Genomic DNA, 15,928 nt, shown 5'->3' on the forward strand with positions numbered 1-15,928 from the left:
TGCACGGCCTGCAACGGGCCCGAACGCGGCGCGAGCCGCAGTTCGTGCACGCTGCGSCGSACYGGCTCGGYGTAACGGTARACCGTCTTGTGGTGAATCTTGTATTTCACGATATGGCGAGGCCGGCACAACCTCCCACGTGAAGTGGCTCAGGCAGCCAGCAGCGGCACGAGAAAATCCCGGCTGATGCCGTTGCCGAGGTCGCCGATGCGCTCCAGGAAACTGGTCAGGTAAGCATGCAGCCCGACGGCGAAGATGTCGTCGATGCGCGCGTATTTCAAATCGGCGTGGAGTTTACCAGCCTGCCGCTCGGTCTCCGAAGAATGCTGGTTCCCGACCAGCGACAGGATCGCCACCACCTCGTCCATGCTCGACACCAGCGAACGCGGCATGTCCGGGCGCAGGATCAGCAGCTCGGCCACGCGCTCGGGCGTGATCACCGTGCGGTAGATCTTGCGGTAGACCTCGAAGCCGGACACCGAGCGCAGTACCGCCGCCCAATGATAGAAATCGTTGGCGTCGCGATTGGGATCGCTGTCGTCCAGCGTGCCGGCCTGGAATTTCACATCGAGGATCCGCGCGGTATTGTCGGCGCGCTCCAGGAACGTACCCAGCCGCATGAAATGGAAAGCATCGTCCTTGAGCATGGTGCCGAACTGCACGCCACGGGCCAGGTGGGAGCGGAACTTGACCCACTCGAAGAATTGCGCGGGATCGTCGGACAGAATGCCGTCAGCGATCATGCGCTGCACGTCGAGCCAGGTGGTGTTGATGGTCTCCCACACCTCGGTGGTCAGCGAGCCGCGCACCGCGCGCGCATTCTCGCGCGCCGCGCGCAGGCAGCTCATGATCGACGAGACATTGGTCATGTCCCGCACCATGAAGTCGATCACATCGTCGCGCGTCAGCAGGCCGTACTTCTCGTCAAACACCGTGGTCAGCTCGGAGATATCGAGCATGGCCCACCAGCCCTGCTCCGCCACCTCGGCGGATTGCGGCAACAGCGACGTCTGGTAATTCACGTCGAGCATGCGCGCGGTATTCTCCGCGCGCTCGGTGTAGCGCGCCATCCAGAACAGATGGTCGGCAGTGCGGCTAAGCATGTCAGTCCCCTCGTACTGCACTGTTCGCCCGCGCGCCGCCGGCATCGAGGCGGCCGGCGCGGGAATCTCAAACAATCCTTGCGAGCGCCGCGCTTCAGCGCTCCAGCACCCAGGTGTCCTTGGTGCCCCCGCCCTGCGAGGAATTGACCACCAGCGAGCCTTCCCGCAGCGCCACGCGCGTCAATCCGCCGGGCACCATGCGCACGTCCTTGCCCGACAGCACGAATGGGCGCAGGTCGATGTGGCGCGGCGCGATGCCGGACTCGACGTAGGTCGGGCAGGTTGACAGCGCCAGCGTGGGTTGCGCGATGTACTGCTCCGGACGCGCGCGCACGACCTCGCGGAAGGTATCGATCTYGGCGCGGGTGGCGGCCGGGCCCACCAGCATGCCGTAGCCGCCGGCGCCGTGGGTTTCCTTCACCACCAGTTCGTCCATGTGATCGAGCACGTACTGCAGGTCGTCGGGACGGCGGCACATATAGGTCGGGACATTGTTCGCCCATCTGCTGGGCCAGGAAGGCGTGCTCGAAATAGGCGGAGTTGTACATGCCGGGCGTCAGTACCACCACGGTGGGATCGGCGATGTTCTGCGGCGAGACCCCGCGCAACATGTCGAGCAACAGGTCCGGATAGTGGGCCACCGGCGCCACGCGGTTGCGCGCGAACAGGTCGGGAAACAACCGCATCATCATCTTGCGGTTCTCCAGCATGTAGGAGACGCCGGAGGGCACGCGCAGGTTGTCTTCCAGCACGTAGAACTCGCCCTCGCCCGCGCGTACCACGTCGATGCCCGCAACGTGGGCATAGATATCGCGCGGCACGTCGATGCCGAGCATCTCGGGCCGGTACTGCGCGTTGTTGTAGATCTGGTCTGGGGGAATCACGCCGGCGCGGATGATGTCCTGGCCGTGATAGATATCGTGAATGAAGCGATTCAGCGCGGAGACCCGCTGGCGCAGCCCGCGCTCCAGCGTGGCCCACTCGCTGGCGGGAAAGATCCGGGGAATCACGTCGAACGGGATGGTGCGCTCGGTGCCGCTGTTGGACTCGTCCTTTTCGCCATACACGGCGAAAGTGATGCCCACACGCCGGAAGATCAGGTCCGCCTCCGCGCGCTTGTTGCCCATGGTGCCTTCGGACTGTCGCGCCAGCCAGTCCGCGAACTGCTTGTAATGCCCCCGCACGGCACCTGCCGGCAGGGACTCTCCCGCGTGGATCGCTGCCGCCACGCCATCTTGCCAATCGAGCATCTCGTCGAAAAACCGCGCCGCCATGATGGCCGTTCCCCCATGATTTGGGCGCCGCCCAAACTGCCGGCGATCCCGTTTTGATTGGCTTCTTGTTCCCGGCACAGCACCTTGAGGTCACCACCCGCAGCCCGGCGGCGCAGCCGCGGACCGTCGTCATGCTTCGAAGTGCTGTACCTATAGGATACCTATGACCACGAAAGCCGCAAGCGGCGGGCATTCGCGCCATCAAACATGGATTAAGCAAGATGTCTGCCAGCCCCTCCTCAATTCGCACCAAGACGGCGCCCGGGAACGGTCCGGGCGGGGGCAACCGCGCCGCGCTAACGCGCCACGGCCGTACCCTTGCATGCCGGCACTTCGGCCAGGATGTACTGCACCAGGGCTTCAGGGGTCTGGCGGATATCGAGTACCAGCGCGTCGCGCGGCTCCTCCAGCGTTTCGAACTGGCTCTGCAGCAGCGCCGGATTGAAGAAGTGCTCGCTGCGCTCGGCCAGGCGACCGCCGATGACCGCGGCGTCGCCCTTCATATAGACAAAGGTCACGCCGCCGTCGGGCGGCGTCAGCCGGTCGCGATAGGTCTGGCGCAACGCGGAACAGGTGAACACATGGGTGCGGCCTTCGGCGCGGGCCGCATCGATCGCCGCGCGCATGGCGGCCAGCCAGGGCCAGCGGTCTTCATCAGTCAGCGGGATGCCGTTGTGCATCTTCGCCTTGTTGGCGGCGCTGTGGAAATCATCGGCGTCGTGAAAGCCGCAATGCAGGGTCTCGGCCAGCATCTGGCCGACGGTGCTCTTTCCGCTGCCGGAAACGCCCATCAGGATGTAGATCATGTCTGCTCCAGCGATCGTGTTCGGATGGTTTGCCCATCCTTGTCGGTAGTCCCCGCGCCGGCCGCCGGCAGTGTCCGGAAGCATACGGCCATGAAGCCATGATAGGACCCGCATGGGCCGGCTCGGGGTCGTCCCCGCCAGCCGTTGGCTGCCGGGGACACAAATGACACAAATATCGGGGCGCGCCGCCTATTGTGCGACGGCCGCGCCGGTTTGGACAGCGCCGTGCGCGTCGGCTTCGGACAGGTCCAGCGCGCTGCCGCCCTCTTCTGCTATCCGCGCATTGCGGCGGAACAGGCCAAACAGGCCGCGGCCGACGCTGAAGCTGGCGAAAGCGTCGTCCGGCAGTACCGCCGAGGCGCGCGCCGCGAAGTCGGCGTCGCCGTCGGCGCCACCGAGCCATTCCAGGGTGCCAGCGACGGCATCCACGCGGAGGCGGTCGCCATCGCGCACTCGCGACAAGGGCCCCCCAGCAAGTGCCTCCGGACCCACATGAATGACAGCCGGCACCTTACCCGAAGCACCCGACATGCGCCCATCGGTCACCAGCGCCACCTTGTGGCCGGCATCCTGCAGCGCGCCCAGCACCGGCGTAAGGCGGTGCAGCTCGGGCATGCCGTTGGCGTTCGGCCCCTGGAAGCGCACCACCGCGACCACATCGCCAGCCAGCTCGCCGGCATCGAACGCGGCCTGCAAGCCTTCCTGGGAATCGAAGACGCGCGCCGGCGCCTCCACCACCCGATGCTCCGGCGCCACCGCCGACACCTTGATCATGCCGCGGCCAAGATTGCCCTGCAGCAAGCGCAGGCCGCCCTCGGCGGAGAACGGCTCGGCCGCGGTGGCCAGAACCGTCGCGTCACCGCTGGTAGCCGCACCGYCACGCCACTGCAGCACGCCGTCGATCATCACGGGTTCCTGCGTGTAGCGTGCCAGGCCGTGCCCGGCCACGGTTTCCACGTCCTCATGCAGCAGCCCCGCGTCGAGCAACTGGCGAATCACGTAGGCCACGCCGCCGGCGGCGTGGAAATGGTTCACGTCGGCGGCGCCGTTGGGATAGACCCGCGCCAGCAGCGGCGTGATGCGCGAGAGGCGGTCGAAGTCGTCCCAGTCGATGATGATGCCGGCCGCGCGCGCCATCGCCACGAGGTGGATGGTGTGGTTGGTCGAACCGCCGGTGGCCAGCAGGCCCACCACGGCATTGATCACGGCGCGTTCGTCAACGATGCGCGCCAGCGGGAGGTAGTCCGCACCCCGCGCCGTCAGGGCCAGCGCGCGTTGCGCGGCGGCGGCGGTGAGCGCATCGCGCAGACCGCTGTCAGGATGCACAAAGGCCGCGCCGGGCATATGCAGCCCCATGATCTCCATCAGGAACTGGTTGCTGTTGGCGGTGCCGTAGAAGGTGCAGGTGCCGGCCCCGTGATAGGCCTCGCACTCGGCTTCCAGCAAGGCTTCGCGGCCGACCTGGCCGGTGGCGTAGAGCTGGCGCACGCGCGCTTTTTCCTTGTTGGACAGGCCCGTCGACATCGGCCCGGCCGGCACGAACACCACCGGCAGGTGGCCGAACTGCAGCGCGCCCATCAGCAGGCCCGGCACGATCTTGTCGCACACGCCAAGCATCACGGCGGCATCGAAGGTGTTGTGCGACAGCGAGACCGCGGTCGCCATCGCGATGGCGTCGCGCGAGAACAGCGACAACTCCATGCCGGCATTGCCCTGCGTGATGCCGTCGCACATCGCCGGCACCCCGCCCGCCACCTGCGCCACCGCGCCAACGGCGCGCGCGGCCTCGCGGATCACGCCGGGGTAGCGCTCGTACGGCTGGTGGGCCGACAGCATGTCGTTATAGGCGGTGACGATGCCGAGATTGGCGGCATGCTCGACCCGCAGCTTGAGCTTGTCATGCACTGGCAACGCGGCCAGGCCATGCGCGAGGTTGGCACAGGACAGCCCGCGCAAGGGACCCAGCTCCTGCTGGGCGCGTTCGCAACGCGCCAGGTAGGCGGCACGGCTGCGCTGGCTGCGCGCGATCACGCGCGCGGTGACGGACTGTACTTCGGGCAATTTGAAAACACCATGCGCACGCATCACAAAGCGCCGCATTCACGGCAAAAATCGACAGAATAGGTGAAACCCCTAGTCACAAGCCCACCGGAAGCCGAGGCGATTTCGATGTTGATTATGTAGAATATCTACATGCAGTGCGAACTACCGAACCCCGGATACCGGGGCCAAAGGCACAAGAATGCCCCGGCACAGACAGCCCTCCTTACCATGCGCGACCGAATCCTTGCCGTCTACGACACGCTTCGCCCCTCCGAACGCCGCCTTGCCGACTACGTTGCCCGGCACGGCGCCAGCGTGATCCGTTTGTCGATGCCAGAACTGGCCGAGCGAGCGGGTGTATCCCAGCCCACCATCGCGCGCTTTTGCGCCGCGCTCGGTTATGACGGCTTCCGCGAGTTCAAACTCCAGTTCGCCCAGAACGTGGGCGGCGGCACGCCCTTCGTGCACCAGGACGTCAAGGCCGAAGACCGTCCCGCCGACATCGCCGGCAAGGTGTTCGACCGCACCATCGCCACGCTGATGACAGTGCGCAATGCGCTGTCCGCGGACCAGATCGAGCACGGCATCCAGCTGCTCGCGGCGGCGCGGCGCATCGAGTTCTATGGCTGCGGCAACTCTGGCATCGTCGCGCTGGATATCCAGCACAAGTTCTTCCGCCTCGGCATTCCCACCGTTGCGTACTCGGATTCGCATGTATTCAGCATGTCCGCGGCGTTGCTCGGCCCAGGCGATGTGGCGGTGCTGGTTTCCAACAGCGGGCGCACCTGGGACATGCTGGCCGCCGCCACGCTGGCCCGCGCCAGCGGCGCCAGCGTGCTGGCGCTGACCCACAGCGGTTCGCCGCTGGCCGCGCTGGCGGACGTATGCGTGTTCTCGGACGTGGAAGAAGACAGCGAGGTCTACACGCCAATGACCTCCCGCATCTGCCACCTGGTGCTGGGCGACGTGCTTGCGGCCGGCGTCGCACTGGAACGCGCCGACACCGTCTCCGCCGGCCTGCAGCGCGCCAAGGCCCATCTGCGCGAGCGCCGCATCGCCCAGGCCGAGCCCGCGCATCTCARCGAGGCGCCGGCGGCGCCGCGCGCCAGTAGCGCCGCTCGTGCTGGCGGTAAGCCCGCACCTCGTAAGACTCGCCGCGCGTCATGATCTGGACCGCGCCGGTTTCGTCGCTGCGATAGCGCGCGATGCCGTGCGAGCCGTAGCGATCCCAGATMTCGGGGCGCGGATGCCGGTGGCGATTGCGATAGCCCATCTGGAACAGCGCCAGCTCGGGCGCCACCACGCCCAGGAACGACCCGCTGGACGAGGTGTTGCTGCCATGGTGCGGCGCCTGCAGGAAATCGGCGCGCAGGTCTTGCGTCGGCAGCCGCGCCAGCAGCGCCGCCTCGTCGCGCCGGGAGATATCGCCAGTCAGCAGAAGGCTGCGCGCGCTGGCCTCCACCTTGAGCACGCAACTGCGCGCATTGCTGTCGATGGCAGCGTTCTGCGCCACGCCCGGCAAGGGATGCAGCATGACAAAGCGAACCCCGTCCCACTCCCACCGCTGCCCCGCCGCGCAGGGCCGGGCCTTTGGCGAGGCAGCACCCGCAGGCGGCGCCAGCAGCCGATGGCCTGATGGCGCACCTGACAGCAGRCTGTCCACCGCCAACGCCGCCATCACGTCGCGCGCCCCGCCTGCGTGATCGGCATCTTCATGACTGATCACCAGTGCGTCGAGCCTGCGCACGCCCGCGCCGCGCAGATACGGCACGATGGCGCGCGCGCCCGCGCTGCTGCCCGGCTCGCCGCGTCCGGCGCCCCACCCGTAGGCCGGACCGGCATCGTAGAGCAGCACATGCGAGTGCGTTTCCACCAGCACCGCGGTGCCTTGCCCGATATCGATCGCGGTGGCACGAAACTCGCCTTGCGCCACCGGCTGACGCCCCGCCACCACCATCGGCAGCAGCAGCACGACGCCATGCAGGCGCGCACGCACGCCGCAACGCACGGGCGCCAGCAACAGCAGCGTGCCGAGCACCGCCAGCCCCAGCGCGAACGGACCCGCGCGCGCGGCCTGCCACACCGCCCACGGCGGCGCCGCCAGCCACTCCAGGCCTATCACCAGCCAGTGCAGCAGCAGGTGCGCAGGGACGAGCAGCCAGCCCGCCAGCGGTGCCGGCAGCGCCGCCGCCAGCAGGGCCAGCGGCGTCACCAGCAGGCTGACCAGCGGAATCGCCACTGCATTGGCCAGTGGCGAGATCACCGAGACCTGCTGGAACAGCAACAGAGTCAACGGCACCAGCCCGACGGTGACGGCCCATTGCGTGCGTGTGGCCTGCGCCAGCGTGGACCGCAGACGCTGCCACCACGAGGACGCAGCATCCCCGGCGGGCTGCGCCGCGGCCAGGAAGATCACGCCCACAGCGCCGAAGGACAGCCAGAAGCCGGGCGACAGCACGGCCCAGGGATCGAGCCCGATCGCCGCGAACGCGGCCCAGGCCAGCACCAGGGAAGCAGGCGGCGCGCGGCCGCTCCATAGCGCCAGCGCCGCCACGACCAGCATCGACACGGTACGCTGCGCCGGCACCTGCATGCCCGCCAGCAGGCCGTACGCGAGTGCGGCCATCACCGCCGCCACCAGTGCGGCGCGCCGCGCGGGCCAGTACAGCGGTAAAGGCCGCCGCAGCCAACTGCCAAGGCCAAACGAATGCCGCCACAACCAGTATGCGAAGCTGGAAAAGAGACCGGAAATCATGGTGATATGCAGGCCGGAGATGCTGATCAGGTGGCCGACGCCTGTACGGGTGAACAAGGTCCAGTCGCGCTGCTGGATACCCCGCTGGTCGCCCACCACCAGCGCCGCAAGGACCGGAGCAAAGCGCGCATCCGGAGGCAGGCTGCCCAGCACGTGGTCGCGTACCTGCATCCGCCATCGCGCGATCCTCCACGCCAGTTGTTCACCAACGGCCTCCTGCGCCTCGCGCCGGACGTCGCGCACGTAGCCCGTAGCGCCGATTCCGGCTGCCATCAGCCAGTATTCGTAGTCGAAACCATGAGGGTTGGCCAGGCCGTGCGGCCGGCGCAGACGCAGCGAAAAGACGTACCGCTCGCCGGGGCGCAACGCGGGTGGCGCATCGTCCCAGCTCAGCAGTATCTGCGAGGGAATGCCGGTCGTCATGCCATGGGCCTGCGTCTCATCGAGCGCGAACACAAAGCGCTGGCCGCGCGGCGCCTGCGCCGGCAGGCCTGCAACGACGCCGCTCAGCAGCAGGTCCACGCCTTCCAGTTCGGGCGCCAGGCGTTCTCCCAGCCTGAGTTCCGCGCGCCAAGCCGACCAGCCGAAACCCGCCAGCACCGACAGCACGATCAAGACCGCGCGAGCCCGGCCGGAGCGGCGCATGCGTAGCGCGAGCAGGGCCACGACAACCCCGGCCGCCACCAGCCCCCACGCCGTGGCGCCGCGCGGCAGCGAGCCCTGTTGTTGCAGCCACCAGCAGCCCGCCACGAAGGCGAGCAGGATCAAACGCATGCCAGCTCCCGGACGGGAAGTCAGATGTGTTTGCTTATACAGCCGTCGCCAGCCGCGAAACTTGTCAGGATGAGACGGAAAGGTTGCCGGTTGTTTCGGCCGGGGCAGGCAATGCCGATGGGAACATGGTTGCCGCAAAGGCGGCCAGGCGTGGCAGCGCAGCCACCGAGTTTTGCCACATCGCCGGTGCCAGCGTCGCGGCATCGAGACCACGCAACTCGCCCAGCACCCTGGCCACGCCCACCACTTCGGCAGGCGTATTGCGCGCCTTGTGCTGCTCGCCGAACTGGTCGTCGGACAGCCATGCGGGGGCGATGTCAGGCGCATCGGTTTCGAGCACGATGGCGTCGAGCGGCAACTCCAGCGCCAGGCGCCGGATCTGCTTCGCGCGGCTGAAAGTCAGGTTGCCGCCAAAGCCCAGCTTGAGGCCTTGATCGACAAAGCCGCGCGCCTGCTGCACGCTGCCATTGAAGGCGTGGGCGATGCCCTGGCGCACGCCGGCGCGCCGCAGCTGCGCCGCCACCTGGTCCTGCGACTTGCGCACATGCAGCAGCACCGGCAAGTCGAACTCGCGGGCAATCTTGAGCTGCTCGGTGTAGATCCACGTCTGGTGCGCGGCATCGAGGCCGGGCACGAAGAAATCCAGCCCGATCTCGCCGATGCCGACGAAGCGCGGATCGGCCAGCGAGGCTTGCACCTCCCGGCGCAAGGCATCGAGATCGGACTGCGCGGCACCCGGCGTGCACAGCGGATGGATACCCAGGGCGTAGACGCAGCCAGGGTGCCGCTGCGCCAGCGCGCGCACCGCGGCAAAATTGGACACGGCCACCGCCGGCAGCACGATGCCGGTGACGCCAGTCGCGGCGGCGGCGGCGGCTACGGCATCACGGTCGGCGTCGAATTCGCCGGCGTCGAGGTGGCAATGGGTATCGATCCACATGGCGGTGTGCCGGCGCGGCGATGCGCTTCAGCGTTCGGCGTGGAGGTGCCCGTCGCGCAGGCGCAGCACGCGGTCGCAGCGGCTGGCCAGGTCGAGGTCGTGGGTCACGATCACGAAGCTGGTGCCCAGCGTGCGCGACAGCTCCAGCATCAGGTCGTAGACGCCACCCGCCGTGTGGTCGTCCAGGTTGCCTGTGGGCTCGTCGGCCAGCACGCACGCCGGGCTGCCGACCAGCGCGCGGGCAATCGCCACCCGCTGCCGTTCGCCGCCGGACAGCTCGCCGGGCCGGTGCTGCGCCCGGTCGCCCAGCCCCACCCGCTCCAGCACCGCCATCGCCGCCGCCCGCGCCTCGGGCTGACGCAGCCCGCGGATGCGCATCGGCATGGCCACGTTGTCCAGCGCCGTGAACTCAGGCAGCAGGTGGTGGAACTGGTAGATGAATCCCAGCTCGCGATTGCGCACGATATTGCGCTCGCTCTCGCGCAGCGCCGTAAAGGGCCGGCCCTGCAAGGCAACCCGGCCACTGTCAGGGTTGTCGAGTCCGCCCAGCACATGCAGCAAGGTACTTTTGCCGGAGCCGGACGCGCCGACGATGGCAACCTTCTCCCCCGCCTCGACCCGCACGTCCACGCCCTTGAGCACGGTCACGTCCAGGCCGCCCTGGCGGAAACGCTTGGTCAGGCCCTCGCCCAGCAGGACGGGCGTGCCGTTGGCTTGGCCCGGCGCATCGGCGGCGCTGCCGGCCGGTTCGGCGCGCAACAGGGTTTCACTCATAGCGCAGCGCCTCCGCCGGATTGACGCGGGCAGCGCGCCAGCTTGGGTAGAGCGTGGCCAGGATGGACAGTACAAAGGAAACGATACCGATGGTGGCAATGTCGTTCACGCGGGGATCCGAGGGCAATTCACTAATGAAATAGATGTCGCGCGGCAGGAACTGCACATGCAGCAGCCGCTCGATAAAGGGAACGATCACGTCGATGTTGAAGGCGATCAGCGCGCCGCCGGCCACGCCCGCCAGCGTGCCGATAAAGCCGATGGCCACGCCCTGCACGATGAAGATCTTGGTGATCGAACCGGGCTGGGCGCCCATGGTGCGCAGGATGGCGATGTCGGCCTGCTTGTCCGTCACGGTCATGACCAGCGTGGACACCAGGTTGAACGCGGCCACGGCGATGATCAACGTGAGGATGATGAACATCATGCGCTTCTCGGTCTGCACCGCGGCGAACCAGTTGCGGTTCTGCTTGGACCAGTCGCGCAGGTAGAGCTCACCCGAGAGCGTGCCGGCCAGCGCGTCGGCCACTTGCGGCGCGCGCTGCATGTCCGTCAGTTTCAGGCGCACGCCGGTGGGCCCGGCGAGGCGGAACATGGCTTCGGCGTCGCGGATATTGATCAGCGCCAGCGCGCTGTCGAACTCGAAATGGCCCGACGAGAACACCCCGACCACCGTGAACTGCTTGAGCCGCGGCAGCACCCCGGCCGGCGTGATGGTGCCCTGCGGCACGACCACCGTGACCTTGTCGCCCACCTGCACACCCATGGCATTGGCCAGTTCGTTGCCCAGCGCGATGCCGAATTCGCCGGGCAGCAGGCGATCCATGCCGCCGCCCCGGAACTGCTTGCCGATATCGGACACCTTGGGCTCTTCGGAAGGCTCGACCCCGCGCAGCAGCACGCCGCGCACCGCATCATCCCGGGTCAGCATGGCCTGCGCGGCCACATAGGGCGCGGCACCGATCACTTCCTYGTTGCGCAGCGCCTCGGCGGCGGTCTTTTGCCAGTCGGGCAGCGCCCCGGGCCCGACCACCTCGATGTGCGACAGCACCGATAGCATGCGGTCGCGCACTTCTTTCTGGAAGCCATTCATCACCGACAGCACCACGATCAGCGCCGCCACGCCCAGCGCGATGCCGGCCATGGAAATCATCGAGATAAAGGAAATAAAGGTGTTGCGGCTGGCGCGCTTGCTTGCGCGGGTGTATCGCCAACCGATCTGCCACTCGTAAGGAAAGTTCAAGAGGGTTCCTGTTGTTAGGGAGTAACGCCGGCGCCACACCGCCAACGCCGCATATGGCTTACTGGCTGCGGGCTCGCGCCACTGTCCCAGCCGGGCCGGGGGACGATATTTCCGCCGGCCGCCAGCCGCAAGTTTACAATCTCGGCACCATGATGACGCACCTGACCCTGATTGTGCCCTTTTCCGTCCCGCCCGGCGCCGCGATCGACGCGGACGGCGGGGGCAACGACGCCATGCTGGAAGCCCTGCTGCGGCAGTTGGAGTTGCCGGCGCTGGGAAAGTTGCTTACCCGCGCCAGCCCCGGCCCGCGCGAGCGCCACGACGATCCCTTCCAGCGCTCGCTGCCGCATGAGCGCTGGCTGGCCGGACGTGCCGGGCTCGACACTGTCCGCGTGCCCAGCGCCCCGTTCATGCGACTGGCGGATATAGGCGCAGCCGGCGCGGGCGCCGCCGCGAACGACGGCCAGGCGTGGGCTTGCCTGCAACCGGTACACATCCACGCCGCGCGCGACCACCTGGTGCTGATGGACCCGGCTCAGTTGCACGTCCGGGCCGAGGAGTCGGCCGCCCTGCACGCCGCGGTGTCTGACCTGCTGCGGGAGTCCGGCATTTTGCTGGAAACGCCGCATCCGGCCCGCTGGTACATCCCGGAAGCCGTGTTCGGGCCACTTGTGGCGGCCAGCCCGCTGCGCGCCACCGGCCGCAATATCGATGTATGGATGCAGTCCGGAGTGCGCGCCCGCGACTGGCGCCGGATCCAGAACGAAATCCAGATGACCTGGTACGACCATCCGGTGAACCAGGCCAGGGAAGCCGCCGGAGAGCTCTCCATCAATTCTGTCTGGCTCCACGGCGGCGGCATCCTGCAACAAGTGCCGCGCCTGGCCGACACGGTTTTGACAGGCGACGCTTTCCTGCACGGCCTGGCGCTGGCCGGCGGCACTGTGTGCCAGCCCGCGCCGGCGCGCTTCAAGGCCATCGAAAGCATCGAGGGCAGCGCCATGGTGCTGCTTGAGGACGCCATCGAAGCCCATATCGCCGAAGACTGGGGCCTGTGGATCGAGCGCATGCACGCACTCGATGCCGAATGGTTCTCCCCGGCGCTGGCCGCACTCGAAGGCGGCCAGTTGCAAGCGGTGACGCTGATGCTGGCCGGCGACAACCACTACGCCGAATTCACCGTGCGCCGCGCCGACCTGCGCAAATTCTGGCGCGGCCTGGGCCAGCGCGGCGACTGGCGCGCGCTGCTGTCCGACCTCGCCTATGCCGCCTGATCACCGTTTTCCCGCAAGCCGTACATGACCCGAATCGCCGTTCGCTCCTTCTCCACYGAACATGCCGGCAAGCTGGCCGGACTCGGCCTGCATCCCACGCTGGCGCGCATCCTGTCGGCGCGCGGCGTGCGCGAACCCGCCGAACTCGCCACTGAACTGCCGGGCCTGGTGCCGCCGGCCGCCCTGAAGGGCATCGACCAGGCCGCGACTTACCTGGCGGACGCCATCGCCGCCGGCCGGCGCCTGCTGATCGTGGCCGACTACGACTGCGACGGCGCCACCGCCTGCGCGGTCGGCGTGCGCGGCCTGCGCATGCTGGGCGCGCGCATCGACTACATCGTGCCCAACCGCTTCGAGTACGGCTACGGCCTGACCCCGGAAATCGTGGCGCTGGCCGCCAAGCAGCAGCCGGATGTGATCGTCACCGTGGACAACGGCATCGCCAGCGTCGACGGCGTCGCTGCCGCCAATGCGCTCGGCATCGATGTGGTGGTGACCGATCACCACCTGCCCGGCGACCAGTTGCCCGACGCCGCAGTGATCGTCAACCCCAACCAGCCAGGCTGCGAATTCCCGAGCAAGAACCTGGCGGGCGTGGGCGTGATGTTCTACGTGCTGCTGGCGCTGCGCGCGGAACTGCGCCGCCGTGGCGTATTCGACACACAGACCCAGCCGCGCCTCGACACCCTGCTCGACCTGGTCGCGCTGGGCACCGTGGCGGACGTGGTCAAGCTCGACAGCAACAACCGCATCCTGGTCGCGCAAGGCCTCAAGCGCATGCGCGCCGGCCGCATGCACGCCGGCGTGGCCGCCCTGTTCCGCGCCGCCGGGCGCGAGGCGACGCGCGCCAACACCTTCGACCTGGGCTTTGGCGTGGGCCCGCGCCTGAACGCCGCCGGGCGCCTGGCCGACATGTCGCTCGGCATCGAATGCCTGCTGACCGACGACGCCAACCGCGCCTGGGAAATCGCCCAGGAACTTGACGGCATGAACCGCGAGCGGCGCGATATCGAGGCCGGCATGCAGCAGGAAGCGCTGCAGATCCTGGAAGGCCCGCTGGGCGCGCTGGACCCGGCCGCGCGCTTCACTATCAGCGTGTTCAACGACACCTGGCACCAGGGCGTGATCGGCATCGTGGCCTCGCGCCTCAAGGAAAAATACCACCGCCCCACCATCACCTTCGCGCCGGGCGACGAGGATACGATCAAAGGCTCGGGCCGTTCGATCCCGGGCTTTCACCTGCGCGATGCCCTGGATCTGATATCCAAACGCCACCCCGGCCTGCTGAAGAAATTCGGCGGCCACGCCATGGCGGCCGGCCTGACCCTGGGCGCGGGCGATTTCGCGCAGTTCATGGAGGCGTTCGAGACCGTGGGGCGCGAATGGTTGAGCGACGAGCAGCTTGCCCGTGTGATCGAAACCGATGGCGATATCGAGGATGCCTGCTTCAGCCCGGAGTTCGTTTCGCTGCTGGAGCAGCAGGTATGGGGCCAGGGCTTCCCGGCGCCCACGTTCTGCGGCGAGTTCGATGTCTTGCGCCAGAGCGTGCTCAAGGGCAAGCACCTCAAGCTGCAGCTCGGGCGCGGCAGCCAGCGCTTCGACGCCATCTGGTTCAACCATGCTGAGTCGCTGGGCGCCAGCGCGCTGGTGGCCTACCGGCTCGACAACAACACCTTCAATGGCGTCACCCGCGTGCAGATGGTGATCGAGCACGCGCAGTAGCGTGCGCGCCCCGCCCCGACGTCAGCCGCGCGCGGGCAGCAATCCTGCCGGATCGACCGGCTTGCCGTTGCTGCGCACCTCGAAGTGCAGTTCGCTGTCGGCCGTGCCCATGCGGCCCACTTCCTGCCCCCCGGACACCTGCGCGCCCTCGCTGACCGAGGGCTTGTCCAGGTTGCCGTAGACCGTCAGCCAGTTGTCGTCGTGCTTGATGATGACCAGCATGCCGTAGCCGCGCAGGTTGCCGACGTGGATCGCCTTGCCCCCGGCCGCGGCGCGCACCGTGCTGCCAGGCGCCGTGTTGATGCGCAGGCCCTTGCTGGCGGGCGGCCCGTAGCCCGCGGTAACGCGGCCGTCAGCCGGCCATTGCAGGCGGATGCTGGTAGCCGGCGCCCGCGACGGCGCGCTGTTGTCCACGCGCGGGGTATCCCCCACCGCCACCGGGCCGCCGCTGGCCCCGCCACCCGTGCTGGCGCTGGCGCCGGCCGGTGGGCGAATCCGCAGCAACTGCCCTACCTCGATGCGATCGGCGCTGGGCAACTGGTTCCAGCGCGTCAGCTCGCGCACCGTGCGCTTGTGTCGCCGGGCGACGGTATACAAGGTGTCGCCGCTCTGCACCCGGTAATAGCCGTCGGGCGCGGGTTCGCTGGCCAGGGTGCCACAGCCGGCCGCGAGGCAAGCCGCCGCCGCGGCGGCCAGCAGGCCAAGCGCGCGGCGGCGCGCGTTTGTCTTGTCGTGGTTGCTTTGCTTCATCACGTACTTATCGTTCCTCCCTGTCCATATCTTGAAGCCGGTTGCGCCCGCCAGCACCCTCGCGTCTGCCATGAGGCACCCGCAACTGTAGACCGTTCGCGACGCGAACCGTTCGAAATCATGCAACAGACTGCATCCGGGCGGCGGAAGACAGCCCCCGATCCGCTATAATTCAAGGTTTTGAAAGCGCAGGAACATCATGGAAGCAGAACGCCTCAACGCCATCTCCGGTGCCATCTCCGATCTCCGTTCGCGAACGGAAGATCTACGGGGGTATCTTTGACTACGATGTCAAAGTAGGAAGACTCGACGAAGTCAACGGCGAACTCGAGGATCCCGAGGTCTGGAACAACCCCAAGCGGGCCCAGGATCTCGGCAAGGAAAAGAAAATGCTGGAGGGCGTGGTCGGCGTGCTCGGCAAGCTCACCGATGACCTCAGCGGCGCCGAGGAGCTGTTCGAGCTCGCGCGC

General features: G+C 67.8%; 12 protein-coding genes and 2 pseudogenes. 4 read left to right on the forward strand and 10 right to left on the reverse strand.

Annotated elements, in window-relative coordinates; genetic code table 11:
• From AC1DKD_RS33735 to edd, 5 genes and pseudogenes are all read right to left on the reverse strand, one after another.
• Nucleotides 1-110, reverse strand: a 110-nt coding sequence (locus tag AC1DKD_RS33735) for a transglutaminase N-terminal domain-containing protein (protein WP_477144233.1), incomplete at its 3' end; no start/stop codon positions are given.
• A gap of 39 nt (nt 111-149) precedes the next feature.
• Complete coding sequence (locus tag AC1DKD_RS33740; RefSeq protein ID WP_441630032.1) at nt 150-1,103, reverse strand: alpha-E domain-containing protein; 954 nt, start codon at nt 1,101-1,103, stop codon at nt 150-152.
• 94 nt (nt 1,104-1,197) lie between these two features.
• A pseudogene (locus tag AC1DKD_RS33745) lies at nt 1,198-2,377 on the reverse strand (circularly permuted type 2 ATP-grasp protein).
• Between the two features lie 296 nt (nt 2,378-2,673).
• Nucleotides 2,674-3,183, reverse strand: coding sequence for a gluconokinase (locus AC1DKD_RS33750; protein ID WP_035859211.1), 510 nt, complete (start codon nt 3,181-3,183; stop codon nt 2,674-2,676).
• Between the two features lie 189 nt (nt 3,184-3,372).
• A complete protein-coding gene (gene edd / locus AC1DKD_RS33755; RefSeq protein ID WP_477144229.1) occupies nt 3,373-5,244 on the reverse strand; it encodes a phosphogluconate dehydratase in 1,872 nt (623 codons plus the stop codon).
• Nucleotides 5,245-5,454: 210 nt separating this feature from the next.
• Between edd and AC1DKD_RS33760 the strand changes: the two genes are divergently transcribed.
• Complete coding sequence (locus tag AC1DKD_RS33760) at nt 5,455-6,393, forward strand: MurR/RpiR family transcriptional regulator (protein ID WP_477144230.1); 939 nt, start codon at nt 5,455-5,457, stop codon at nt 6,391-6,393.
• Here the strand turns inward: AC1DKD_RS33760 and AC1DKD_RS33765 are convergent.
• The 4 genes from AC1DKD_RS33765 to AC1DKD_RS33780 form a co-directional block, all read right to left on the reverse strand.
• Entirely contained in the window at nt 6,305-8,755 is a 2,451-nt protein-coding gene (locus AC1DKD_RS33765) for a DNA internalization-related competence protein ComEC/Rec2 (RefSeq protein ID WP_477144231.1), read from the reverse strand. The two genes, AC1DKD_RS33760 and AC1DKD_RS33765, sit on opposite strands and share 89 nt — an antisense overlap.
• Before the next feature lie 64 nt (nt 8,756-8,819).
• Nucleotides 8,820-9,695 carry a TatD family hydrolase gene (locus AC1DKD_RS33770; RefSeq protein WP_477111068.1) on the reverse strand — a complete coding sequence of 292 codons (876 nt, stop codon included), beginning with the start codon at nt 9,693-9,695 and terminating at the stop codon, nt 8,820-8,822.
• Nucleotides 9,696-9,722: 27 nt separating this feature from the next.
• Nucleotides 9,723-10,469, reverse strand: a complete 747-nt coding sequence (lolD, locus tag AC1DKD_RS33775; protein WP_441630022.1) for a lipoprotein-releasing ABC transporter ATP-binding protein LolD — start codon at nt 10,467-10,469, stop codon at nt 9,723-9,725.
• The gene (locus AC1DKD_RS33780; protein WP_477144232.1) at nt 10,462-11,712 is read right to left on the reverse strand and encodes a lipoprotein-releasing ABC transporter permease subunit; all 1,251 of its coding nucleotides are present in this window, start codon (nt 11,710-11,712) and stop codon (nt 10,462-10,464) included. Before AC1DKD_RS33780 ends, lolD begins: the two co-directional genes overlap by 8 nt.
• 149 nt (nt 11,713-11,861) lie before the next feature.
• Here AC1DKD_RS33780 and AC1DKD_RS33785 point away from each other — a divergent pair, with 149 nt between their 5' ends.
• Entirely contained in the window at nt 11,862-12,986 is a 1,125-nt protein-coding gene (locus AC1DKD_RS33785; RefSeq protein WP_477111069.1) for a hypothetical protein, read from the forward strand.
• A 24-nt stretch (nt 12,987-13,010) separates the two neighbouring features.
• Nucleotides 13,011-14,708, forward strand: a complete 1,698-nt coding sequence (gene recJ, locus AC1DKD_RS33790; protein ID WP_441630018.1) for a single-stranded-DNA-specific exonuclease RecJ — start codon at nt 13,011-13,013, stop codon at nt 14,706-14,708.
• A gap of 21 nt (nt 14,709-14,729) precedes the next feature.
• Here recJ and AC1DKD_RS33795 read toward each other — a convergent pair whose 3' ends face one another.
• Nucleotides 14,730-15,458, reverse strand: a complete 729-nt coding sequence (locus AC1DKD_RS33795) for a peptidoglycan DD-metalloendopeptidase family protein (protein WP_441630016.1) — start codon at nt 15,456-15,458, stop codon at nt 14,730-14,732.
• Between the two features lie 199 nt (nt 15,459-15,657).
• Between AC1DKD_RS33795 and prfB the strand changes: the two are divergent.
• Nucleotides 15,658-15,928: pseudogene (gene prfB / locus AC1DKD_RS33800) on the forward strand (peptide chain release factor 2); the annotation flags it as partial.

This window comes from Cupriavidus sp. 05T313, assembly GCF_056396665.1.